Annotated in this window: 23 protein-coding genes; 14 read left to right on the top strand and 9 right to left on the bottom strand. The window is 33.0% G+C overall.

Annotated features, from left to right (window positions below; all coding sequences use genetic code 11):
- Together MK851_RS12000 and MK851_RS11995 are read left to right on the top strand one after the other, a co-directional pair.
- Positions 1 to 370 (top strand): hypothetical protein (locus MK851_RS12000; RefSeq protein ID WP_320244160.1); only part of this gene is annotated, 370 nt, incomplete at its 5' end.
- 131 nt (positions 371 to 501) lie between these two features.
- Positions 502 to 690, top strand: a complete 189-nt coding sequence (locus MK851_RS11995) for a hypothetical protein (protein WP_320244159.1) — start codon at positions 502 to 504, stop codon at positions 688 to 690.
- A 9-nt stretch (positions 691 to 699) separates the two neighbouring features.
- On the opposite strand, the gene MK851_RS11990 is transcribed toward MK851_RS11995, so the two are convergent.
- From MK851_RS11990 to MK851_RS11980, 3 genes are all read right to left on the bottom strand, one after another.
- Entirely contained in the window at positions 700 to 2034 is a 1335-nt protein-coding gene (locus MK851_RS11990; RefSeq protein ID WP_320244158.1) for a sigma-54 dependent transcriptional regulator, read from the bottom strand.
- A gap of 110 nt (positions 2035 to 2144) precedes the next feature.
- The gene (locus MK851_RS11985) at positions 2145 to 2465 is read right to left on the bottom strand and encodes a hypothetical protein (RefSeq protein WP_303510103.1); all 321 of its coding nucleotides are present in this window, start codon (positions 2463 to 2465) and stop codon (positions 2145 to 2147) included.
- A gap of 63 nt (positions 2466 to 2528) precedes the next feature.
- A complete protein-coding gene (locus MK851_RS11980) occupies positions 2529 to 2837 on the bottom strand; it encodes a hypothetical protein (RefSeq protein WP_303510102.1) in 309 nt (102 codons plus the stop codon).
- 252 nt (positions 2838 to 3089) lie between these two features.
- On the opposite strand from MK851_RS11980, the gene MK851_RS11975 reads away from it, so the two are divergent.
- Together MK851_RS11975 and MK851_RS11970 are read left to right on the top strand one after the other, a co-directional pair.
- Entirely contained in the window at positions 3090 to 5474 is a 2385-nt protein-coding gene (locus MK851_RS11975; protein ID WP_320244157.1) for a penicillin acylase family protein, read from the top strand.
- Between the two features lie 26 nt (positions 5475 to 5500).
- A complete protein-coding gene (locus MK851_RS11970; protein ID WP_320244156.1) occupies positions 5501 to 6664 on the top strand; it encodes a hypothetical protein in 1164 nt (387 codons plus the stop codon).
- On the opposite strand, the gene MK851_RS11965 is transcribed toward MK851_RS11970, so the two are convergent.
- From MK851_RS11965 to MK851_RS11940, 6 genes are read right to left on the bottom strand one after another with little or no spacing between them, the layout of a single operon-like run.
- The gene (locus tag MK851_RS11965) at positions 6661 to 7395 is read right to left on the bottom strand and encodes a nitroreductase family protein (protein WP_320244155.1); all 735 of its coding nucleotides are present in this window, start codon (positions 7393 to 7395) and stop codon (positions 6661 to 6663) included. The two genes, MK851_RS11970 and MK851_RS11965, sit on opposite strands and share 4 nt — an antisense overlap.
- A 47-nt stretch (positions 7396 to 7442) precedes the next feature.
- Positions 7443 to 8816 carry an aldehyde dehydrogenase gene (locus MK851_RS11960; protein WP_320244154.1) on the bottom strand — a complete coding sequence of 458 codons (1374 nt, stop codon included), beginning with the start codon at positions 8814 to 8816 and terminating at the stop codon, positions 7443 to 7445.
- 3 nt (positions 8817 to 8819) lie between these two features.
- Positions 8820 to 9851 carry an alkane 1-monooxygenase gene (locus tag MK851_RS11955; protein WP_320244153.1) on the bottom strand — a complete coding sequence of 344 codons (1032 nt, stop codon included), beginning with the start codon at positions 9849 to 9851 and terminating at the stop codon, positions 8820 to 8822.
- A 29-nt stretch (positions 9852 to 9880) separates the two neighbouring features.
- Positions 9881 to 10567, bottom strand: coding sequence for an RluA family pseudouridine synthase (locus MK851_RS11950; RefSeq protein ID WP_320244152.1), 687 nt, complete (start codon positions 10565 to 10567; stop codon positions 9881 to 9883).
- 28 nt (positions 10568 to 10595) lie between these two features.
- Positions 10596 to 11207 carry a ribosome biogenesis GTP-binding protein YihA/YsxC gene (gene yihA, locus MK851_RS11945; RefSeq protein ID WP_303510085.1) on the bottom strand — a complete coding sequence of 204 codons (612 nt, stop codon included), beginning with the start codon at positions 11205 to 11207 and terminating at the stop codon, positions 10596 to 10598.
- 24 nt (positions 11208 to 11231) lie between these two features.
- Positions 11232 to 11996, bottom strand: coding sequence for an alpha/beta fold hydrolase (locus tag MK851_RS11940; RefSeq protein ID WP_303510083.1), 765 nt, complete (start codon positions 11994 to 11996; stop codon positions 11232 to 11234).
- 203 nt (positions 11997 to 12199) lie between these two features.
- On the opposite strand from MK851_RS11940, the gene mraZ reads away from it, so the two are divergent.
- From mraZ to murC, 10 genes are all read left to right on the top strand, one after another.
- Entirely contained in the window at positions 12200 to 12667 is a 468-nt protein-coding gene (mraZ, locus tag MK851_RS11935) for a division/cell wall cluster transcriptional repressor MraZ (protein WP_303510079.1), read from the top strand.
- Positions 12654 to 13550, top strand: a complete 897-nt coding sequence (rsmH, locus tag MK851_RS11930) for a 16S rRNA (cytosine(1402)-N(4))-methyltransferase RsmH (protein ID WP_320244151.1) — start codon at positions 12654 to 12656, stop codon at positions 13548 to 13550. Before mraZ ends, rsmH begins: the two co-directional genes overlap by 14 nt.
- Positions 13550 to 13879, top strand: coding sequence for an FtsL-like putative cell division protein (locus MK851_RS11925; protein ID WP_303510076.1), 330 nt, complete (start codon positions 13550 to 13552; stop codon positions 13877 to 13879). Before rsmH ends, MK851_RS11925 begins: the two co-directional genes overlap by 1 nt.
- Positions 13880 to 13936: 57 nt before the next feature.
- Positions 13937 to 15898, top strand: coding sequence for a penicillin-binding protein (locus tag MK851_RS11920; RefSeq protein ID WP_320244162.1), 1962 nt, complete (start codon positions 13937 to 13939; stop codon positions 15896 to 15898).
- Positions 15899 to 17365, top strand: coding sequence for a UDP-N-acetylmuramoyl-L-alanyl-D-glutamate--2,6-diaminopimelate ligase (locus MK851_RS11915; protein WP_320244150.1), 1467 nt, complete (start codon positions 15899 to 15901; stop codon positions 17363 to 17365).
- Positions 17366 to 17368: 3 nt separating this feature from the next.
- Positions 17369 to 18595, top strand: coding sequence for a phospho-N-acetylmuramoyl-pentapeptide-transferase (gene mraY, locus MK851_RS11910; protein WP_320244149.1), 1227 nt, complete (start codon positions 17369 to 17371; stop codon positions 18593 to 18595).
- A 70-nt stretch (positions 18596 to 18665) separates the two neighbouring features.
- A complete protein-coding gene (gene murD / locus MK851_RS11905; protein WP_413788389.1) occupies positions 18666 to 20051 on the top strand; it encodes a UDP-N-acetylmuramoyl-L-alanine--D-glutamate ligase in 1386 nt (461 codons plus the stop codon).
- 16 nt (positions 20052 to 20067) lie between these two features.
- On the top strand, positions 20068 to 21258 hold the full coding sequence (locus MK851_RS11900; RefSeq protein WP_115901785.1) for an FtsW/RodA/SpoVE family cell cycle protein: 1191 nt from the start codon (positions 20068 to 20070) through the stop codon (positions 21256 to 21258).
- A gap of 69 nt (positions 21259 to 21327) precedes the next feature.
- Positions 21328 to 22419 carry an undecaprenyldiphospho-muramoylpentapeptide beta-N-acetylglucosaminyltransferase gene (gene murG, locus MK851_RS11895; protein WP_320244148.1) on the top strand — a complete coding sequence of 364 codons (1092 nt, stop codon included), beginning with the start codon at positions 21328 to 21330 and terminating at the stop codon, positions 22417 to 22419.
- The gene (gene murC, locus MK851_RS11890; RefSeq protein WP_320244147.1) at positions 22419 to 23765 is read left to right on the top strand and encodes a UDP-N-acetylmuramate--L-alanine ligase; all 1347 of its coding nucleotides are present in this window, start codon (positions 22419 to 22421) and stop codon (positions 23763 to 23765) included. Before murG ends, murC begins: the two co-directional genes overlap by 1 nt.
- Position 23766: the final 1 nt, after the last annotated feature.

Raw genomic sequence — 23766 nt, 5'->3', positions numbered from 1 at the left:
CCTATCTGATGTTATTTATAATCAAGACGAAGCTAAATGGGTAAGCTTAGTTAAAAACAGAGAATTAGAGTTTTTAAAATCTGAAGCGTATAGTGATGTTAATGAGGAAAGTATTAAGGATAGAATTAGAGGTTTTAAACAGATTTTTGACTCTAGTTTTAAAAGAAAAGTTCCTTTAGATAAGTATGAAATGATTTTTGGTGGAAAAGGGAGAATTGTAGCTTTAAAAAGTATTGAAAGAACAGGTAGAGCTGCTTTTTCTTTTGGAGTTAACAAAATTAGAGACGGGAAATTAAAAAAAACTAGATCTTCTAGATATATCTACCTACACAAACCCAAAGGAAGCAACAAATTAGAAATTATAAGGTAATGCACAAAGCGTTTTTATATAGTGTTTATTTGTTTTGTATGTTGCTGGTGCTTACAGCTTGTGGGCAAACAAAAGAAATGAGACCGATAGACAAACTTTACAGCAACATACAACCTTTACAATACAAAAGTATGAATAGATATTTTATAGAAGCGAACCAAAGTGGTTGTTTTTATGAGTTGTATGTAAATGGTAGAATGGTATTTAAGCTTTTTAAACAAGTTGGTTTAATGGGGCATACCACCTGTATTAACGATGCGATTTTAAAAAGTGGAATGCAAGAAGTTACTGTAAAGCTATATTCTTTAGGTACAGTATAAGCTGAATAATTAAGAATTTATTTTATGCTCTTTCAGTTTATTATACAAAGTCTTTCTAGTGATATTTAAAAGCTTTGCAGCCTTTGTTTTGTTATTTTTAGCCTCATGTAAAGCTCTAATAATAAGTTTTTTTTCATTTTCCTTGGTAGAAAATTCATTAGGGATGCTGTATTGATCTTCAGTGTTTTTTAGTTCCTCAGGCAACACCTCTTTTTCTATAATTTCTGTCTGAGATAAAAGTGTAGCTCTTTTGATAACATTAGATAACTCTCGTAAGTTTCCTGGCCAGCTATATTGTTGAAATAAAGTGAGTACTTCATGAGAAAAGCCAGCGATTGATTTATTGAGTTGTTTGTTGGCTTTTTCTAAAAAGAAATCGGCATAAAGAATTAAATCGTCTTTTCTATCATTTAGATTAGGGACTTTAATAGAAAACTCATTTAAACGATGATATAAATCTTCTCTAAAATTACCTTTTTCAACAGCAGATAATAAATCTTCATTAGTGGCAGTAATTAAACGAATATCTACCATAATTTCCTTACTGCTTCCTACAGGTTTAATCTTTCTTTCTTGTAAAGCACGTAAAAGTTGTACCTGACTTTCGTAATTTAAATTTCCAACTTCATCTAAAAAAAGAGTACCTCCATTAGCTGCTTCAAAATGTCCTATTTTATCATTTATAGCTCCTGTAAATGATCCTTTTTGATGCCCGAAAAATTCACTTGAGGCAATCTCTTTAGGTATAGCTCCGCAATCCACGGCAATAAAAGGCTTGTCTTTACGTAAACTTTGGGTATGAATTGTGCTAGCAACAACTTCTTTACCTGTACCACTTTCGCCTGTAATAAGAACAGACATGTCAGTTGGAGCTACTAAATGGATATGCTCATAAAGGCTTTTAGAAGCCGCACTTATACCAGTAACAATATTAGAATTAGAAACCTTCTTGTCTTCTTTTTTAGGTTCAGTAATTTGTTCGGTTTTAACTTCTAGAGCATTACTAATTACTTCTAAAACTTCATCAGGATTAAAAGGTTTAGAAATATAATCAAAAGCACCTTGTTTCATCGCTTGAACTGCTGTTGAAACTTCAGCATAACTCGTCATTAAAACAACAGGGATGTTACTATTAGTGTTTTTACTTTGTTTTAATAAATCAATACCATTACCGTCAGGAAGACGTAAATCAGTAAAAATTAAATTGTATGAATTTTCCTTCAATAGGGTAGAGGCATTTTTAATGGTATAGCTAACCTCAACAACATATTTGTGTCGCTCTAAAAAATGTTTTAGCATATTAGAAAAAGTAACATCGTCTTCTACCAATAAAATATTTTTCATAAAAATGGCTGCTCTAAATTGTTTGTATAAAAATTCTCTGTAAAAATAAAAAGAGCGTTTTACATGAAAACGCTCTTTTGTCAATAAAATTGAGGAGGGAAATAAAAAAATTACTTTTTAGTATTGTTTACTTCTTTTTCTTCTAACAAGTTACCTTCTTTATCAGTATAAATAGTCTTACTGACTTTTTCTGCGCTAATTTCTAATTTGTACTGCTCTTTTTCGTTTACAAAAGCTTTGTTTACAGTAGCTTTTGGAAAGCTTTCTTTAATAGAATTTACTAATGCTGCAGGTAATTTATCTAAAGAAATTTCTTGAAACCCATCAGCTACAACTGTATGAATTGGAGTAATAGGAGAAATAGTATTGTTTACTGTTGCGTAAGTTGAAACACCTGCTAAGATTGCTACTGCTAAGATTAATTTTTTCATGATATTAAGTTTTTAAGTTATAATTATTTATTGTTGTAATACTACAAGGGAAATGTGTGTAAGTTATTTTACTTCTTTTGCATCTAACCAATTCCCTTCTTTGTCAGCAAAAAGAGTTTTACTCTCGTTTTCTAAAGTAATTTCTAATTTGTACTGCTCTTTTCCGTTTACAAAAGCTTTGCTTAATTTACCTTTAGGAAAACTCTCTTTAACAGATTTTGCTACCGCTGCAGGTAACTTATCTAAAGAAATTTCTTGAAAACCGTTCTCTACAACTGTATGAACTGGAGTAATAGGAGAAATAGTGTTGTTTGTTGTTGCGTAAGTTGAAGCTCCTGCTAAGATTGCCGCTGCTAAAATTAAATTTTTCATGATATTAAGTTTTTAAGTTATTTACATATTTGCTTGTTGTATTGAAATAAATATGCCATCAACTCTAATTAAAACACTGAAAGATGCAATTTGTTGATTGTTAGGTGATTGTTGTTTTGTAAAGGTTGAAAGGATAATATTTTTATGTGTAAAAAGTGTGTAATTAAAGGGTAAAAGTGTGTAAAAATTACACTATTTATCCAGAAGAGGAACAACAAATAAATCTGTTATCTTTGAAAAAAATCATCCCTAATGAAGTTATTAAAGAAATCTTTAAAAATTGTTCTACTACTTTTAGTGTTACTAAGTGTTGGAATTTGGCTATTTACAAAAACTCTGCATCCAACTTATGAAGGAGAGTTAGAACTTAACTCAATTTCAGATAAAGTTACGGTCTATTATGATGAGGTTGGAGTGCCGCATATCAATGCGCAAAATCAAAAAGATGCCTACATTGCTTTAGGGTATGTACATGCACAAGACCGATTGTGGCAAATGGAACTCATCAGAAGAATTGCTGCAGGAAGATTAGCAGAAGTTTTTGGTAAAGACTTAGTAAGAGTAGATAAGTTTTTTGCTGGATTAGGAATTGAAGAAGCTGCTGAAAAAACGATTCAGGAATTAGATAAAAATTCAGAAACGTATAAATTAACGGAAGCGTATTTAAATGGAGTTAATCAGTTCATAGAAGAAGGGGCAACCCCGTTAGAATTTTATTTGGTAGGGCTGGATAAAGAAAATTATACAATTAAAGATGTGTATAATGTTTTTGGTTATATGGCATTTAGTTTTGCGATTGCACATAAAACCGATCCGCTGTTAACTGAAGTAAAAGAAAAGTTAGGCGAGCCCTATGTAAATGAGTTGTTGAATTCTTTCGATAAAAATTTAACACTGAATAAGACAACGAATAAAGAAGCTATTAAAGCAGAAATGTCTGTTGCGGTTAATGAGATTATAGAACAATTACCAGTTGCACCTTTTATAGGAAGTAATTCTTGGGTAATTGCACCACCTAAAACTAAAAACGGTAAGGTAATTTTTGCTAATGACCCGCATATCACATTTTCTCAACCATCGGTTTGGTATCAAAACCATATAAAAACTCCTGATTTTGAAATTTACGGATTTAATCTGGCTTTGATGCCATTTCCGTTGTTAGGACACAATAAAGAGTATGCTTACGGACTAACAATGTTGGCAAATGATGATTTGAGTTTTTATGTAGAAGAAAATAATCCAGAAAATTCAATGGAGTACAAAACACCTAATGGATACCAGAAATATGAGTTATGGGACAAGCGTATAAAGGTTAAAGGGGGAAAAGATACCACATATCAAGTTAAAGTTAGTAAACATGGTCCGATTATGAACGGATTAATAGAGTATGTAACAGATGAAAGACCAATTGCAATGAATTGGATTTATACGCAACTGCCTAATCAATTGTTAGAAGCATCACATAAAATGTCGCATGCAAATTCGTTACAAGACTTTAAAACAGGAACTGCTAAAATACACGCACCAGGACTAAATGTAATGTATGGTGATGCCAAAGGAAATGTAGGTTGGTTTGCATCAGCTAAACTATATAGGTTAAGAGATAGCCTATCTTCTAAAATGTATTTAAACGGAGCTTCTGGTAAGGATGAGATTGTAGCGTATTTACCTTTTGAAGAAAATCCGCAAGCTGAAAATCCTAGTTGGAATTATGTGTATTCAGCAAATAATCAACCCGATTCCGTGAGAGGTAAATTATATCCGGGATATTATCAACCAGAAGACAGAGCGAAGCGAATTGTTCAGTTATTAGAACCTAAAAATGATTTTACAAAAGAGGATGTAGCTGAAATGATTTATGATGTTACTTCACCTGTTGTGCCAGAAATAGGAAGAGAGTTGTTAGCAAGTGTAGATAAGTCGTCATTATCTCCTTCAGCTAAAAAAGCATATTCGGTGTTAGAAAAGTGGAATGGAGAATATTTAAAAACCAACGTAGCTCCGACTATTTATAATCGATTTTTGTATGAATTCTTAACTGCTACTTATAAAGATGAGTTAGGAGATAGCTTTCAGTTGTTTATTGATACGCAATTACAAGATCAAGTATTAGCACAACAAGCTAAAAGAGAACAATCAGTTTGGTGGGACGATATTTCAACAACTAATAAAGTTGAAACCAGAAATGAAATAATTACCACAGCTTTTCAAAAATCCATCACATTTTTACAAAATCAATTAGGAGAAAATGTAGAAAATTGGACGTGGAATCGCGTGATTTCAGTGGAGTATGAACACGCTATTGGTAAAGCGGGAGGTTTGTTGCGTAAATTCTTTAATGTAGGTCCGTTTGAAACCATTGGAGGAAATGAAGTGATAAACAATCAGATTTTTAAGTTGGATAGTACAGGAATGTATAAGATTCACGGAGGGCCTTCAACACGTAGAGTAATTGATTTTTCTGATGTTGAGAATAGCATTGCGATTTTACCTACAGGACAATCAGGAAATGTGTTTAGTCCTTATTACAAAGACCAAGCACAAAAATATGTAGATGGTGAGTTTGTAAAAATGATTCTCAATGAAGCAGCTATAAAGAAGAGTAAAAATAAGTTGGTGTTTTTACAGAAGGAATAGTTTTTATTTACTTATAAAATTAATGTATGAAAGGAAAAGAAGGCTTAAAGAAAAAAACGATATCTGAAGAATTAGTAACATTAATTAATGTTAATGTTTTTTTTAAGGAGTTTACTTTCAGTAAAAATGAATTTTATCCCCAAAGAGGAGAGCAAAAAGAGTTAGCGGATAACATTATAATTATTGATGATTTACTTTTTGTTATACAAATAAAGGAAAGGAATTGTGATAATGCAACAACTAATAATGTTGATAATTGGTTTTTAAATAAAGTGAAAAAAAAAGCAAAAGATCAAATTAAAAATACAATTCGTTATTTTAATAAGTATGAAGAGATAATTGTTGAAAATGAAAAAAAGGAAAGAATAGATGTTTCAAAGGCTAATTTGAGTGCTGTTAATAAGTTGGTAGTTTATAAATGTGATGAAAAGCTGAATAAAGAAAATAGGGAGTGTAAATTCTTTGACAGTAATGAGGTTGGAGTTATTCATGTTTTAAATTATGAAGATTATTATTGGGTTTGCAAATATCTGACTACACCTATAGAGTTAGACAGGTATTTGAAGTTTAGGGAAAAGTTTTATAATTGTCATGGAACTAATGTTGTTGGTTTTCCAGAGCAATATTTTTTAAGTCATTTTATAACGACATTAGATGTCTCTAAAGTAGGTGATTATAGAGATAACTTGTCCAAACTGGATATAGGTAATAATGATATATTTAGCGTTGTGTCTAATTTTCAAAATATTATGGTGGATGAAGAACAAAAAAAATCTACTAAATATTATCTTTTATTAGCTGAATTAGCAAAACTTAGTAGAGTTGAAATAGAACAATTTGTTTTGAGGTATAAATCAGCGTTGGAGGATGTTAAAAAAGATAAGGAAGACAAAATGAACCTTCCTTATAGGTTTGTAGCTACAAATAGGGTAGGGTTTGTTTTTATACCAGTGAAAGAAGAGGGGGAGATGGATTATAATAATTTTCTTAATGTTAATGTAGAGTATTTTAAATATAAACATAGATTAGAAAAGTGCATAGGAGTGCTTTTTTATAAGGTTAATGATGACGTGGTTATAAATTGGACGTTTTTTAAAAGAGAATGGAAGTTTAATCAAACATTAAATGATTTAGTCAATTTAGAAACAGTTAATGAGATGAAAATAATTAAACCTAAAAGATATTATTAAACCTCTCTATAAACCTCCTCAAAAGGAATTCTAAAACGTTCTCCATAAACACCTTCGGGTTTACGGATTCCGCACGAAACAATCATATTAACTTCTGCACCAAAAGGTAGTTTCAACAAGCGTTTTACACGCCAAGTATCAGAACCTTCCATAGGGCAAGTGTCGTAACCTTCAGCTGCCATTGAGAGTATGAATGTTTGTGCAGCTAATCCACAGGTTTTATGTGCAACTATGCGCATATCACTATTGCGAACTTCACGATACATCGGTCGAAAAAGTCCAACAATAAGAACCATTAAATATTTAAGCCAACCAAAAATTCCTAAGAAATCAAAATACGTGAAAGGAATTAACTTTCCGTAGTAGTTACGCGCTACTTTTTCTCTACTTCGTTGCTCCGATTTCGGATTGTTTTTTCCAAACACTTTATCCATAAAAGCTAAGTTGGCTTTGGCACGTTTACGCCATAAATCTTTACGAACTACAAAAACAACCAATTGTTGCGCAGTTTTGGCAGCATTTTGATTAAAACATAAAGGAGCTATTTTTTCAATAGTTTCTTTTGCGGTAATATGATAAAACTCCCATAGTTGCATGTTACTACTGGTAGGAGCTAAACTTGCTTGTTTCAAACACTTTTTTACAACAGCAGTGTCAATTGGTTTTTCAGGGTCATAAACTCTTACTGAACGACGATAATTAACTGCTTCGGATACGGTTTTTTCACTCATTTGTGGGTGTCTTGATTCTTGTGTCTACTTATCTTTTATATAATAAATTACCCTAATTTCATCAAAGTTTTTAATTGTTGTAGTTTTCCTTTGTATGGAGCATATCGAGTAGGAACATCTAACCAAGTTCCGCGAGAAACCACTCCTTTATGATGAGAAAAAGTATCAAAAGTTTTTTTTCCGTGATAACTACCTATACCACTTTCTCCCACGCCACCAAAAGGTAACCTATGATTAGCAAAATGTACGGTAGTATCATTTACTGTACCTCCACCAAACGAAAAACGCTCAATCATTTTCTTAGCAAATGAATTTCTATTGGTGAAAACATATAAAGCCAGAGGTTTGTCGTATTTAGCTGTTATTTTTTCAATATCAGCTTCATTTTCATAAGAAATTAGCGGTAAGATAGGTCCAAAAATTTCACCTTTCATTGCTTCACTATCCAAACTAGGTTCGTTAATTAATGTTGGGGCAATGTAGCGATCGTTTCTATCAGTTTGTCCGCCAATTACACACTTTTCATTTTCAAGCATCAAAGCTAAACGATCAAAGTTTTTAGTGTTTACGATACGTGGGAAATCTGGAGAATTTTGAGGATTTTCTCCGTAGGCTCTAAAAATTTCTTCTTTAAACTGTTTTATAAATTGTTCCTTAACTGATTTGTGAATTAATAAATAATCGGGAGCTATACAAGTTTGACCACCATTAATGAACTTCCCCCAAACCAAGCGTTTTGCAGCTAATTTAATATTGGCAGTTTCGTCAACAATACATGGACTTTTTCCTCCCAATTCTAAGGTAACAGGAGTTAAATTATTAGCAGCGGCTTTGGCGACAATTTTACCAACAGGAACACTACCTGTAAAGAAAATATAATCCCAACGTTGCGCTAGTAATTCTGTAGAAATATCAACGCCACCTTCTACAACAGCTACATGATTTTTATCAAAAACAGTTTCGATGATTTCTGTGGTAATTTTACTCGTATGCGGTGTTAATTCTGAAGGCTTTAAAACAACCATATTTCCTGCTGCAATAGCACCTAGTAGAGGGGCAAATGCGAGTTGGTACGGGTAGTTCCAAGGAGCAATAATTAAAACTGTACCATAAGGCTCTTTATAAATTTTTGCAGAGGAAGGAAAGTTTAATAAAGATGGTAATACACGTTTAGGTTTGCTCCAGGAATGAATGTTCTTTATTACCATTTTTAATTCAGCTAAAACAATAGAAGTCTCAGTCATCACCGCTTCATATTCTGGTTTTTTAAAATCATCATGTAAAGCTTTGATAATATCTTGTTCTCTTGTAATAAGCTCTTTTTGTAGTCTTTTTAAAGCACTTTTTCTAAAGGAGATACCTTTGGTTTGTTGTGTTGCAAAATAGTTTTTTTGCGACTGAACCAATTCGGGAATATTCATAAGTTATATATCTTGTAATTTTTTATTCATTATTGAAAACCATAAAGGAGGCACCAAAGCTACGAGCATCATACCTGGATATCCTGTTGGCATTTGCGGACTTTCAGGTAGGGATTTTAAGAGTTGATAATGTTTACTTCCGTTATAGTGATGGTCGGAGTGACGGGATAAGTTAAACAGCATTAACATGCCAATTCTGTGATCAGAATTCCATGAATGAGTTCTTTTTACACGTTCATAACGACCTTTTTCGTTTTGTTTACGTAGTAGTCCGTAATGTTCTATATAGTTTACAGTTTCTAGTAATAAAATTCCAAAAATAGCTGCTACTGTAAAAGCAAGTAGAGCATTTAATCCAAAGAGAAAGAAAGTACCTGCTAATAACAGTATGTTGCAAATCGTATATATGAGCATTCTGTTTTGTAGATGAAGCCAATTTCTACCAGAATTTTGTAGGCGTCTGTTTTCTGTTTCCCAAGCTTGATAGTAGCTTTGAAAATGAGAACGGATCCAGAATAGATATACTATTTCATTTTTTCTTGCGGTTGCAGCATCTTTAGGTGTAGCTACATTAAAATGATGTCCGGCATTATGATAGGGTAAAAAGTGAGTATTTAAAGATGTTAATAATAAAATCTCACCTAAAAACTCATCAAAACGGTTGTTCCGATGACCTAATTCATGTCCTACATTAATGCCAATTACACCACATAGTAAGCCCATAGCAGAGATTCTTCCTATATATTCTATGGTGGTTAATTGTGCATCTTTCATCATCCATAAAAACCATCCTAAAAAAAGTAATTGAATAGGTATTGTTGTGTATAAGATATAAGTATAAATCTTATTTTCTTTTTCTTGCTCTTCCTGTTCTTTACTAAGGTTTTCTTTGTCTGGGTTAAAAAGCAGTTCAAGTAGAGGAACAAACCCAAAAAATACGACTAAAGGTAATAATGTTAACCAACCCATGCTTGTAAACGAAATGTATACGGTTATAGGGAATATTAAGATAGTTAAAAATTTAAGAGCTTTCATCTTATGTGAAATTTGTCTAAATATACAAATTACAAGCAAGCATCCCAAACTGGGTCAGAAGGAGTTGGGGCAGTGATTTTAATAAGCTCTTTACTAACTGGATGTGTAAATTCTATTTTTCGAGCATGTAAATGAATACTTCCATCTTTATTACTTCTTTTAGCGCCATACTTTAAATCACCTTTAATAATAGCACCAATGTTAGAAAGTTGTACACGAATTTGATGATGACGACCTGTTTCTAAGTCAACTTCAAGTAACGAATAGTTGTCTAATTTTTTTAGTGTTGTGTAATGTAAAATAGCTTTTTTACTGCCGTTAACTTCTTTGTTGTAGGCTGTAGACTTATTGTTCTTAGGGTTCTTTTTTAAATAATTTGTTAAAGTGTCAGCAGCTTTTTTAGGTTGTTGTTGCACTACTGCCCAATAAGTCTTTTTTATGGTTTTGTCGCGCAACATTTTATTTAAGCGCTCCAAAGCTTTTGAAGTTCGGGCATAGATAACAATACCCGAGGTAGGTCTGTCCAAACGATGAACAGTCCCTAAAAAAACATTTCCTGGTTTGTTGTGTTTTTTTTTGATGTACTCTTTAACTACGTCAGAAAGTGGTTTGTCACCAGTTTTGTCACCTTGCACAATATCACCTGCACGTTTGTTAACAACTATAATATGGTTGTCTTCATGTAAAACTTGTAAGTTTTCTTTAGTAGAGTGCATAATAGGTGTTACCTTAAGCTCAGAAAGATTATTTGAAGTTTTCTGCTACGTCCTCGTTTACTTGATCAATAAAGTTTAAAAACTCATCACGTCCCATTCCTGTAGATGAAGAAGTAACGAAGCTCATTGGTAATTCCTCCCAATAATTTAATAGCTTTTTTTTGTAAGTAGTAATTTGTTTGTTTAACTTAGAGCTACCGAGTTTATCAGCTTTTGTGAAAACAATACAAAAAGGAATGTGATTTTCTCCTAAAAACTGCATAAACTCTAAATCTATTTTCTGTGGATCGTGGCGGGAGTCAATTAAAACAAAGGTGCAAACAAGTTGCTCACGTTCTTTAAAGTAATTCTCAATAAAATATTGAAAGATAGTGCGTTTCTTTTTTGAAACCTGAGCATAACCATATCCTGGTAAATCTACTAAAAACCATTCACCGTTAATTTTAAAGTGATTGATAAGCTGTGTTTTTCCTGGTTTTCCAGAGATTTTAGCTAAATCTTTACGCTCCATTAACATGTTGATTAAAGATGATTTACCAACATTTGAACGCCCAATAAAAGCATATTCAGGTATTCTGTCTTTAGGAGCTTTGGTAACATTGCTGTTACTCATTACAAATTCAGCAGATTTTATTTTCATACTATACTTAAGCTAGTTTAGCTGTTATATTTCTCGTTTGGAAAGCCAGTTTTCTAAAATTTCGTTAAACTCTTCTGGAGTTTCCATCATAGCTGCATGTCCACATTTGTCAATCCAGAATAAATCAGCGTCAGGTAAGAGCTTTTTGAAGTCTTCAGCAACTTCTGGTGGAGTAACACTATCTTGTTTTCCCCAAATTAGACAGGTAGGTTGTTCCATGTTGGGTAAATCTTTGGCCATGTTATGACGAATAGCACTTTTAGCAATGGCTAAAGTTCTAATCAAAGTATTTCTATCGTTAATAACATCATATACTTGATCAACAAGTTCGTCTGTAGCTATAGCTTTATCATAAAAAACATCTTGTGCTTTTTTTCTAACAAACTCCTTATCTCCTCTTTTAGGATAACTGTCTCCCATGGAATTTTCGTACAGTCCTGAACTACCTGTTAAAACTAATGCTTTAACATCTTCAGAATAATGTTTTGTATAATATAAAGCAATGTGTCCGCCTAAAGAATTTCCTAATAAAGTAACATTTTTAAGTCCTTTGTATTCTATGAAATCATGTAAAAATTTGGCTAAATTTTTCACGTTAGTTTTAAGGAGAGGTAAGGTGTATAAGGGCAATTCTGGTATAAAAACTTGATATCCTTTTTTTGAAAGATGATTAAAAGTGGAACCAAAATTACTAAGAGCTCCCATTAATCCGTGAAGGATGATAATTGGGCTTCCTTCTCCTGCTTCAGCATATGTAAATTTGTCTTCTTTCTTTAAAAATTCAGTCATATATGTTTCTGATTTGACTTTACCACAAATGTAGTTCTTTTTTATCACTTTTTCATTTTTATTATTTCGTGTATAAGGGTAGTGTTGAAGTGTTTTAGTATCAGTTTTTTAGCTCGAAAAACAAAACTTATTAACAAAGTGGTAAAAAGTGGTAAAAAGTGGTAAATATTTTTTATTTTTGATGCAAACTATAGTTTCTTTACGTGGTAAATTTAATTGGAACATATGAGTGTAAGGTAGATGCTAAAGGAAGGTTGATGATGGCATCAGCGTTCAAGAAGCAGTTGTCTTCTGTGTTGCAAGAGGGTTTTGTGATTAAACGGTCTGTTTTTCAGTCTTGTTTGGAGTTGTATCCGATGCAAGAATGGAATTTGATGATGGCAAAAATCAATAAACTAAATCGATTCGTAAAGAAAAATAATGATTTTATCAGAAGGTTTACAGCTGGTGTAAAAGTAGTAGATGTGGATGCTTCTGGAAGGATATTGGTTCCGAAAGATTTATGTCAGTTTGCAGGGATTGAAAAGCAAGTAGTGCTTTCTTCTGCAGTGAATATTATTGAGATTTGGGATAAGGATAAGTACGAAAAAGTAATTGATGATGCTGTTGTTGATTTTGCTGATTTAGCAGAGGAAGTGATGGGTAATACGGAAGCAGATGAGTTATCATAATCCAGTTTTGTTGAAGGAAAGCGTAGATGCGCTAAATATAAAAGAAGATGGTGTGTATGTGGATGTGACCTTTGGAGGAGGAGGGCACTCTCGAGAAATATTAAGTCGTTTAGGAGAAAAAGGAAAATTGTTTGCTTTTGATCAAGATCCGGACGCACAGCAAAATAAAATTGACGATTCACGCTTTGTGTTGATTGGTGAGAATTTTCGATTTATATCTAGGTTTTTGCGTTTTTATGGTGTAAAGAAGGTTGATGGTGTGTTGGCTGATTTAGGAGTGTCGTCACATCAGTTTGATGAAGCAGAAAGAGGGTTTTCAACTCGTTTTGATGCAGATTTAGATATGAGAATGGATCAAAAGTCTAATCTCTCAGGAAAAAAAATTATCAATACATATAGTGAAGAAAATTTGGCGGATGTGTTGTTTTTATATGGGGAGTTGCGAAATGCGCGAACCTTGGCGAAAACTATTGTTGAAGCAAGGGTTGATAGAGAGATTAAAACAAGTTTTGAGTTAAAAGAAGTGTTACATAGGTTTCTTCCGAAAGCAAAGGAACATAAAATATTAGCACAAATTTTTCAAGCAATACGTATTGAGGTAAATCAAGAGTTGGAAGTATTGAAAGAGTTTTTAGAGCAAATGCCAGATTTATTAAATGAAGAAGGAAGACTAAGTGTGATTTCATATCATTCGTTAGAAGATAGGTTGGTGAAACGATTTATAAGAACAGGGTTGTTTAGTGGAGAGCCAGAAAAGGATTTTTATGGTAATACTAGCGAGCCGCTTAAAAAAGTTGGTAAAATGATTATACCAACAAAAGCAGAGATAAAAGAAAATAACAGGGCACGAAGTGCGAAATTAAGGATAGCAACATTGAAATAATGTCTAAAGTAAGAAATAGTATATATGATCTTTTAAGAGGAAGTTTTCTTACGGATGAAAGTTCGTTTAAAAATTGGCGGATTCTGATTTTTGTGGTGCTGCTGTTGTTGGTAATGATTTATAGTTCGCATAGTGCAGATGCAAAAGTGGTGGAAATAGCAGCACTGAATAAGAAAAAAAGAGAGTTGCGGGCTGAAGATGTAGATACGAGTACTCAACTAATGCGAATGAAGTTAGAAAGTAGTATTCGAGATAAAGTAAAGAGTAAAGGGTTGTACCCTGCAAAAAAACCGCCTCAAAAAATAAAAGTAACATATAATAAAGAGTAATACAAAATGGTAATAAAAAAAGGCATATTAAACAAACTCTACGTGATAGTTGTTTTAATGACGCTTTTCTTTGTAGTTATCATTTTTAGACTTTTTAAACTTCAATATGTAGAAGGGGATAAGTATAGAAAGCTTTCTGAAGAAAAAACAGTTAAAAACGATACTATTTTTGCGAATAGAGGAAATGTATATGCGGCAGATGGAAATTTACTAGCAACTTCTATGTCAAAATTTACCATTCGTATGGATGTGGTGTCGGTAGATTCTGAAGTTTTTGAAAAGAATATCCGAGCACTTTCTGAATCACTTTCTGGGTTGTTAGGGAAACCAGCAAGCTATTATCAAAAGAAATTACGTAATGCAAAAAAGCGTAGAAACCGTTATTTGTTAATAGCTCGTAATGTAGGGTATAATGATTATGTGAGGATGAAAAGCTTCCCGATTTTTAACCGAGGAGTATATCGAGGAGGTTTTATAGCGGAACAAAAAACAGTTCGTGTACATCCTATTGGTAAAATAGCAGAACGTACTATTGGGTATGATGACTATAGGGGAGGGGCAGGAATTGAAGGTGCTTTTGCAGATTATATGCAAGGAGAAAATGGTTGGCGCTTAAAGCAAAAAATAGCCAAAGGGCAATGGAAACCTATTAATGATGTAAATGAGAAAGAACCAATAGATGGAAGTGATGTAATTACTACAATAGATGTAAATGTTCAAGATATTACGCATCATGCTCTGTTAAGACAGATGGAGTATTTTGAAGCAGATCATGGTTGTGCTGTAGTGATGGAAGTAGAAACAGGAGAGATTAAAGCAATCTCTAATTTAGGGAGGACTTCTAAAGGAAGGTATTACGAAAAAAGAAATTATGCAGTTTGGGAGAGTCACGAACCAGGATCAACCTTTAAGTTAGCTAGTTTAATGGTGGCTTTAGAAGACAAAGTTGTAGATACTTCAACAGTGGTAGATTGTGAAAAAGGTAGAATTTATATTAATAACCGTAAAGTAGAAGACAGTAAAAGAGGAGGGCACGGAAAAATATCATTAGGAAGAGTATTTGAGGTTTCTTCAAATGTTGGAATTGTAAAAACAATCCAAAAATACTACGATAAGAACCCAAAAAAATTCACGGATAGAATCAAATCTTTTGGATTAGATCAATTAACAGGTGTTAAAATAAAAGGAGAAGGGAAGCCTTATATACCAGAGCCAACAGAGAAAAGTTGGAGTCCGATTTCGCTAGAATGGATGGCTTGGGGGTATGGGATTCATCTTACGCCATTACAAACATTGGCGTTTTATAACGCAGTTGCAAATGACGGTAAATTGGTGAAGCCATACTTTGTTAAAGAGTTAAGAGTTGGAGGTAAGGTAGAAGAAAGCTTTGGAACGGAAGTGTTAAAAGAAAAAATAGCATCACAAGAAACTATAAATAAAGTTCGAAAAGTGATGGAGAATACTATAAAATACGGAACAGGTAAGAGGATATATTCACCAAACTTTTCTATGGCAGGAAAAACTGGAACAGCAAAAAAATATATTCCAAGAACTAAGAATGCTAAAGGAGAGTACGAAGGAGGGTATTACTCAAATCAAAAATATGTAGCTTCTTTTGCAGGGTTTTTTCCCGCAGATGAACCAAAATACTCTTGCATTGTAGTAGTTCATAGTCCAAAAAAAGAAAAAGGATATTATGGTGCAATAGTGGCGGCACCTATATTTAAAGAGATAGCTCAAAAGATTTACACATCAACAGCAATTAATAACCAATTTGTATCTGATGAGATTTCAGAAGAAGCTCTTGGTAAAGAGTATCAAGAATACTATCAAAAATTAAGAAAATATAAAACAATCATGCCGAAAGTAATAGGTATGAGTGGAATGGACGCAGTTGCACTGCTAGAGAACATGGGGCTAAAAGTTAAATTCTCAGGAGTAGGAAAGGTAACGGAACAATCTGTAGATAGAGGACTGAAAGTCTCAAAAGGTGCAACGATATATTTAAAACTATCATAGTTGAAAAGATTAAAAGACATATTATATAAGGTAGCTGTAAAAGAAGTTTACGGAAATATAGATATTACTATAGGAACAATTCATTTTGATAGCAGAAAGGTTGGGAGTGGAGATGTTTTTGTAGCTCAAAAAGGCGTAACGGTAGACGGACATCAGTTTATAGAGAAAGCAGTATCGTTAGGTGCTGAAGTTATTGTTTGTGAAGAAATGCCGAACGATAGAAGTGAAGAAGTAACTTATATTATAGTAGAAGATTCAAATGCTGCTTTAGCAATAATGGCAGCAAATTATTATAACAGCCCGTCAAAGAGCTTGCGATTAGTAGGAGTAACAGGGACAAATGGTAAAACTACTATTGCAAGTTTGTTGTATCAACTGTTTAAAAAAGCAGGATATAAAGTAGGGCTGTTGTCAACCGTGAAAGTGATGGTTGATGAAGAAGAATTTAAAGCGACACATACAACGCCAAATTCAGTAGCGATAAATCAATATCTATCAAAAATGGTTGAAACCGGAGTTGACTATTGTTTTATGGAAGTAAGTTCTCATGGAATTCATCAAAAACGTACGGAAGGGTTAGAGTTTTCAGGAGGAGTATTTACAAACTTATCACATGATCATTTAGATTATCACGAAACATTTGCAGAATATCGTGATGTAAAAAAATCGTTTTTTGATTCGTTACCAAAAACAGCATTTGCTTTAGTAAATATTGATGATAAGAACGGGCAAATAATGTTACAAAACACAAAGGCGAATAAACAAACTTATGCGCTTAAAACAATCGGAGATTTTAAAGCAAAAGTGTTAGAAAAACGTCTTTCAGGAACCTTGTTAACAATCAATGGAGTAGAAGTTTGGACAAAGCTAATAGGGGAATTTAATGCGTACAACTTGTTAGCTATTTATGGAGTAGCAGAGTTGTTGGGACTAGAGAAAATAGAAATTTTACGTATTGTAAGTGAGTTGGAAAGTGTGAGTGGAAGATTTCAATATACAGTTTCTGATGAGGGAGTTACAGCAATAGTAGATTATGCACATACACCAGACGCACTAAAAAATGTATTACAAACTATTAATGATATCCGAACAGGAAATGAAACTGTTATTACAGTTGTAGGTTGTGGTGGAGATAGAGATACAACAAAGCGCCCAAAAATGGCATTAATTGCTTCTCAGTTGAGCGACCAAGCTATTTTTACTTCAGATAATCCTAGAACAGAAGATCCTCAATCGATAATTGATGAAATGGAAACTGGAGTTGCGGCAGAAAATTATAAAAAAACACTATCAATTGTAGACCGAAGACAGGCTATAAAAACAGCTTGTAAACTAGTAACTTCAGGAGATATTGTACTTATTGCAGGAAAAGGACATGAAACTTACCAAGAAATAAATGGTGTTAGGCATCATTTTGATGATTTAGAAGAAGTAACCAACTATTTTAATCAACTAAAAAAACACTAACGAATGCTGTATTATTTATTTCAATATTTAGAAAGTGAATTTAGCTTAACAGGAGCAAGTGTGTTTCAATTCATCACATTTCGATCTGCAATGGCATTCATATTATCTCTGTTGATTTCAACCATTTTTGGTAAAAAAATAATTAACTATTTAAGAAGGCAACAAGTAGGTGAAACAGTAAGAGATTTAGGTTTAGATGGTCAAGTACAAAAAGCAGGAACACCAACTATGGGAGGTGTAATTATAATCCTTGCAACATTAATTCCTGTGTTATTTTTAGCAAAGCTAGAAAATATATATATCGTTATTTTATTAATTACGACTGTTTGGATGGGGCTTATTGGTTTTGCGGATGATTACATAAAAGTGTTTAAAAAAGATAAGGCTGGGTTAAAAGGAAAGTTCAAAGTTTTAGGACAAGTAGGATTAGGTATAATCGTAGGTTCAATGCTGTATTTTCATCAAGATGTAACCATAAAAGAACAATTGCCAACTTCAGAACAAGTTGTGCAAGTAGATGGTAAAAAGAAGGTGTTTGGAGAAGCGCATAAATCGACAAAAACAACAGTTCCTTTTTTAAAGAATAACGAGTTAGATTATGCAAAGGCATTAAGCTTCTTAGGAGATGGATATGAAAAATATGGATGGATAATCTTCATTTTTGTTACCGTTTTTATCGTTACAGGAGTTTCAAATGGTGCAAATTTAACTGATGGTATTGATGGATTAGCGGCAGGTTCATCAGCAATTATGGTGATAACACTGGCAATTTTTGCTTGGGTATCTGGTAACATCATTTTTGCAGACTACTTAGATGTAATGTACATCCCAAAGTCAGGAGAAATGACGGTGTTTATTTTGGCTTTTGCAGGAGCTTTAATCGGTTTTCTATGGTATAACACCTATCCAGCACAAGTATTTATGGGAGATACCGGGAGTTTAACTATTGGAGGTATCATAGCAGTAATAGCAATTGCTATAAGAAAAGAATTGTTACTACCAGTTTTAGCTGGAATATTTGTAGTCGAGAATTTATCAGTAATACTACAAGTTTCATGGTTTAAGTACACAAAGAAGAGGTTTGGAGAAGGAAGACGAATATTTAAAATGTCACCTCTACACCACCATTATCAAAAACTAAACTATCACGAAAGTAAAATTGTAGTACGCTTTTGGATTGTAGGAATTTTATTAGCGGTATTTACCATAGTAACATTGAAGTTAAGATAAAAGCCCACCCTAACCCTCCCAAAGGGAGGGAGTGAAAAATAAAGACAAAGAGATTAAAAGAGAACAGAAAGTGAGTAAGCAAGAAAAAAGAAGTGATGAGGTTGTTTCCCCTTTGGGAACTAAGGAGCTTTTGGTTGTTCTTGGTGGGGGAGAAAGTGGTGTAGGAACAGCACTTTTAGGAAAACAAAAAGAATATGAAGTTTTTGTTTCAGATAAAGGAAGTATAGCAGAGCGATATAAAAAAGTTCTTTTACATAATTCAATCGATTTTGAAGAAAATCAGCATACAGAAGATAAAATTCTAAATGCTGACGTGGTGATGAAGAGTCCTGGAATTCCAGAAAAAGTAGCATTGGTGCAAAAGTTGATTTCAAAAGGAATTAAAGTAATTTCAGAAATAGAATTTGCTTCAGAATTTACTAATGCAACTATTGTAGGTGTTACAGGTTCAAACGGAAAAACAACCACAACCATGTTACTACATTATGTATTAAAAAAAGCAGGCTTAAATGTAGGAGTTGGAGGAAATATAGGAGATAGTTTCGCTGAACAAGTGGTTGATGATAAGTATGACGAATATGTGTTGGAATTAAGTAGTTTTCAGTTAGATGGAATCGGAAAATTTAAACCACATATCGCAATAATTACGAATATAACACCAGATCATTTAGATCGATATGAATATGAATTTGATAACTATATAAACTCAAAATTCAGAATTACAAAAAATCAAACAAAAGATGATTTTTTAATATACGACGCCGATGACGAAGCAATTCAAAATTGGTTAAAAAATAATAAAACAGAAGCAACGCTAGTGCCATTTTCAGTAGAGAAAGAATTGGAATACGGGGCTTTTTTAAGACAAGACACGATAATAATGAAATTTAATACAGAAGAAAAATTAATGAAGGTTTCTGAACTAACATTACAAGGAAAGCACAACACAAAAAACGCAATGGCTACATCAATGGCTGCAAGGTTGTTAAAAGTAAGAAAAGAAACAATTGCAGAAAGCCTATCTGATTTTGAAGGTGTAGAACACCGTTTAGAAAAAGTGCAAAAAGTAAATGGAATTGAATTCATTAACGATAGTAAGGCTACCAATGTCAACGCAGCTTTTTACGCATTAGAGTGTATGGATAATCCAACAGTTTGGATTGTAGGAGGAGTTGATAAAGGAAATGATTATACTGATTTATTGCCTCTAGTGAGAGAAAAAGTAAAAGCAATAGTTTGTTTAGGATTAGATAATCAAAAAATCATAGACACTTTTGCAAATGTAGTAGATGTTATGGTAGAAACAGCTGGAGCAGAAGAAGCAGTAAAAGTAGCTTATAAAGTAGCGCAAAGAGGAGATACGGTGTTGTTGTCGCCAGCATGTGCTAGTTTCGATTTATTTGAAAGCTATGAAGATAGAGGAAGAAAATTTAAAGAAGCTGTAAGAAATATATAAAGTATAATTAAGATTGATGAAAAACATCTTTCGACATATAAAAGGAGATCGAGCCATTTGGGCTATAGTTGCAGTATTGGCGATATTTTCGTTTATGCCAATATACAGTGCGAGTACCAATTTGGTGTATGTAGTTGGTAACGGTTCTACCTTAGGGCATTTGGTAAAGCACATTGTATTATTAATTACAGGGTTTGCAGTAATTTATGGAGTGCATAAAATTCCATATAGGTACTTCAGTGGAGGTTCCGTTTTAATGCTGCCTGTTGTTGTTTTGCTGTTGGTTTTTACCTTAGCGCAAGGAACTACCATTGGAGGGGCAAATGCGAGTAGATGGATTCGTATTCCATTTGTAGGTATTGGGTTTCAAACCTCTACACTAGCAGGCTTAGTGTTAATGGTATATGTTGCACGATACTTAGCAAAAAATAAAGAAAAAGTAATTTCTTTTAAAGAAAGTCTATTGCAGTTGTGGCTTCCGGTAGGTTTAGTACTGGTGTTAATTTTACCAGCAAACTTCTCAACGACAGCTATGGTGTTCTTTATGATTTTAATGGTTTCTTTTATAGGGGGATACCCGTTGAAATATATAGGCTATATATTAGGAATAGGACTTTTTGCTTTCCTTTTTTTTATTTTAGTAGCGAAAGCATTTCCAGATGCAATGCCCAACCGTGTAAACACTTGGAAAAGTAGAATTGAAAGCTTTTCCCAATCAGACGGAGAAGAAGATTACCAAGTGGAAAAGGCCAAAATAGCTATTGCTACAGGAGGAGTAATAGGTAAAGGACCAGGTAAAAGTGTACAGAAAAACTTTTTACCACAATCTTCATCCGATTTTATCTATGCAATTATTGTTGAAGAATACGGTTTTGCAGGAGCGATAGTGGTAATATTTATTTATTTCTTATTGCTTTTCAGAATTTTAATAACCGCCAAAAAAGCTACCACCATATTTGCAACTTTATTAGTCGTGGGGGTGGGAATTCCCATTGTTTTTCAAGCAATGATAAACATGGCAGTAGCAGTGAATATTTTACCAGTAACAGGACAAACACTTCCGCTAATTAGTAGTGGAGGTACCTCTATTTGGATGACATGTTTCGCATTAGGAATGATTTTAAGTGTAAGCGCTTCTAAAAACGAAACTGAAGAAACAATTTTAGATGATAACCCTTTAGATATTTTACATGAAACGCTGGACTAAAAATACAGATATACGGGTTGGAATTATTATGAGTGTTACATACAACACTGTTAACATAAAAAAGACTGTATGAAACAATCGATTAATATCATAATAAGCGGTGGAGGTACAGGAGGTCATATTTATCCTGCAATAGCAATTGCTAACGAAATAAAAGTTCGTTACCCGGAAGCTAACATTTTGTTCGTTGGAGCAAAAGATAAAATGGAAATGGAAAAAGTTCCACAAGCAGGATATGAAATCAAAGGATTGTGGATTTCAGGAATCCAAAGAAAACTAACTTTAAAGAACTTACTATTTCCATTTAAATTGTTAAGTAGTTTATGGAAAGCATATCTAATTATACGAAAATTTAAACCAGATGTTGCTGTTGGAACAGGAGGTTTTGCAAGCGGACCAACATTAATGGTTGCTAATAAGAAAGGAATACCAACCTTAATACAAGAGCAAAATTCATATCCTGGAATAACCAATAGATTATTGGGGAAAAAAGCACAGAAAATATGTGTTGCATACGATAATTTAGAGCGTTTTTTCTCTGAAGATAAAATAGAAAAAACAGGGAACCCTGTTCGTCAAGACTTGTTATTTATCCATACAAAAATAGAAGAAGGCAAAGAGTTTTTTGAGTTAGATACGTCTAAAAAAACAATTTTAATATTAGGAGGAAGTCTTGGAGCTCGTAAGATAAATCAATTGGTAGAAGAAAATTTAAACTTCTTTAAAAAGCAAGGAGTTCAATTAATATGGCAATGTGGTAAGTTGTATTTTGAAGATTATAAAAAATATGATGAATTAGAGAATGTACAAGTGCATCAGTTTTTAAATAGAATGGATTTAGCCTATGCTGCTTCAGATTTTATTGTATCAAGAGCAGGAGCAAGTTCAGTATCAGAATTATGTATAGTAGGTAAACCAACTATTTTTATTCCTTCACCAAACGTTGCCGAAGACCATCAAACAAAAAATGCAAAATCTATTGCAGATAAACACGGAGCATTAGTAGTTAAAGAGAATGAACTAGATACCTTTCCTGTTGTGTTAGAAACCTTGTTGAAAGACAAAGGAAAACAAGAAAGTTTAAGTGAAAATATTAATGAGTTAGCGTTGCCAAATGCAACAAATCATATCGTTAACGAAATAGAAAAATTAATCAATTAGTGAATTTAAAAACGATACATAACGTTTATTTTATAGGTATTGGCGGAATAGGAATGAGCGCCATAGCACGATATTTTTCTGTGAATGGAAAAGTAGTTGCAGGGTATGATAAAACACCAACACCTATCACTAAAAGTTTAGAAGAAATAAGAGTAGAAGTCCATTTTGAAGACGCTGTAAAGAATATTCCTATTTCATTTTTAAATAAAGAAAAAACATTGGTGGTATATACACCAGCAGTTCCTAAAAATCATCAAGAATTAAATTATTTTATAGATAACGGATACACAGTTTTAAAAAGAGCAGAATTGTTGGGAGAAATAACCAAGAGTACTTTTTGTTTAGCAGTGGCAGGAACTCACGGAAAAACAACAACATCTTCTATTTTAGGGCACATTATGCAGCCTGAAAAAGCTACGTCATTTTTAGGAGGCATTGCAGAAAATTATAATTCTAATTTAATTTTAGGAGAAGATAAAGTTTCGGTAGTTGAAGCAGATGAGTTTGACCGTTCGTTTTTAAAGCTATCACCCAATATAGCTTGTGTAACCTCTATGGATGCTGATCATCTAGATATCTATGGAGAAAACGAATTTTTACAACAATCATTTAGAGATTTTGCAAGTAAAGTTTCTGATACTTTGATCGTAGCAAAAGGATTGCCCTTAAAAGGTTTAACATACGCAGTTAATGAAGAAGCAGATTACAAAGCTTATAATGTAAAAATAGAAGAAGGTAAATATGTTTTTGATGTAAAAACACCAACATCAGAAATTAAAAATGTAGCATTTCATTTACCAGGAAATCATAACATGATGAATGCTTTAGCAGCATTAGCTATTGCGGATGTTTATGGAGTGTCTTTAGAGAAAGTTAAAAAGCAATTAAGCAGTTTTAAAGGGGTACAACGCAGGTTTTCTTATAGGTTAAAAACAGAAGATATTGTGTTGATTGATGATTATGCACACCACCCAACTGAAATAAAAGCAGTAGCGCAATCTGTTAGAGAGATGTACCCCAAAGAAAAGGTATTAGCTGTATTTCAACCACACTTGTTTAGTAGAACAAGAGATTTTGCAGATGATTTTGCTAAAGCATTATCGTTGTTTGATGAAGTATTTTTATTAGATATTTATCCAGCGAGAGAGTTACCAATAAAAGGAGTTACCTCTAGTTGGTTGTTAGAGAAAATTACCATTGATGATAAAAAGCTAATATCAAAGGAAAAATTAAGTGACGAAATCATAAAATCTGAGTCAAAAATTGTAACAATGTTAGGTGCAGGAGATATTGGCTTATTGGTTGATGAAGTAAAAGATAAATTAAAAGAAAAACACAAAAAATAGA

Source organism: Tenacibaculum sp. 1B UA (assembly GCF_033978845.1).
GTDB lineage: Bacteria > Bacteroidota > Bacteroidia > Flavobacteriales > Flavobacteriaceae > Polaribacter.
This window is presented reverse-complemented; position numbering and strand designations above follow the sequence as displayed.

Excerpts from the sequence above, each read along its gene's own strand:
- MK851_RS11920 (WP_320244162.1), top strand. The coding sequence starts at position 13,937 with ATGACGCTTTTCTTTGTAGTTATCATTTTTAGACTTTTTAAACTTCAA.
- MK851_RS11990 (WP_320244158.1), bottom strand. The coding sequence starts at position 2,034 with ATGAAAAATATTTTATTGGTAGAAGACGATGTTACTTTTTCTAATATG.
- mraY (WP_320244149.1), top strand. The coding sequence starts at position 17,369 with ATGCTGTATTATTTATTTCAATATTTAGAAAGTGAATTTAGCTTAACA.
- MK851_RS11900 (WP_115901785.1), top strand. The coding sequence starts at position 20,068 with ATGAAAAACATCTTTCGACATATAAAAGGAGATCGAGCCATTTGGGCT.
- MK851_RS11960 (WP_320244154.1), bottom strand. The coding sequence starts at position 8,816 with ATGAATATTCCCGAATTGGTTCAGTCGCAAAAAAACTATTTTGCAACA.
- MK851_RS11995 (WP_320244159.1), top strand. The coding sequence starts at position 502 with ATGAATAGATATTTTATAGAAGCGAACCAAAGTGGTTGTTTTTATGAG.
- MK851_RS11970 (WP_320244156.1), top strand. The coding sequence starts at position 5,501 with ATGAAAGGAAAAGAAGGCTTAAAGAAAAAAACGATATCTGAAGAATTA.
- MK851_RS11940 (WP_303510083.1), bottom strand. The coding sequence starts at position 11,996 with ATGACTGAATTTTTAAAGAAAGAAGACAAATTTACATATGCTGAAGCA.
- MK851_RS11975 (WP_320244157.1), top strand. The coding sequence starts at position 3,090 with ATGAAGTTATTAAAGAAATCTTTAAAAATTGTTCTACTACTTTTAGTG.
- MK851_RS11925 (WP_303510076.1), top strand. The coding sequence starts at position 13,550 with ATGTCTAAAGTAAGAAATAGTATATATGATCTTTTAAGAGGAAGTTTT.
- MK851_RS11955 (WP_320244153.1), bottom strand. The coding sequence starts at position 9,851 with ATGAAAGCTCTTAAATTTTTAACTATCTTAATATTCCCTATAACCGTA.
- MK851_RS11980 (WP_303510102.1), bottom strand. The coding sequence starts at position 2,837 with ATGAAAAATTTAATTTTAGCAGCGGCAATCTTAGCAGGAGCTTCAACT.
- rsmH (WP_320244151.1), top strand. The coding sequence starts at position 12,654 with ATGAGTTATCATAATCCAGTTTTGTTGAAGGAAAGCGTAGATGCGCTA.
- murG (WP_320244148.1), top strand. The coding sequence starts at position 21,328 with ATGAAACAATCGATTAATATCATAATAAGCGGTGGAGGTACAGGAGGT.
- yihA (WP_303510085.1), bottom strand. The coding sequence starts at position 11,207 with ATGAAAATAAAATCTGCTGAATTTGTAATGAGTAACAGCAATGTTACC.
- MK851_RS11950 (WP_320244152.1), bottom strand. The coding sequence starts at position 10,567 with ATGCACTCTACTAAAGAAAACTTACAAGTTTTACATGAAGACAACCAT.
- MK851_RS11985 (WP_303510103.1), bottom strand. The coding sequence starts at position 2,465 with ATGAAAAAATTAATCTTAGCAGTAGCAATCTTAGCAGGTGTTTCAACT.
- MK851_RS11965 (WP_320244155.1), bottom strand. The coding sequence starts at position 7,395 with ATGAGTGAAAAAACCGTATCCGAAGCAGTTAATTATCGTCGTTCAGTA.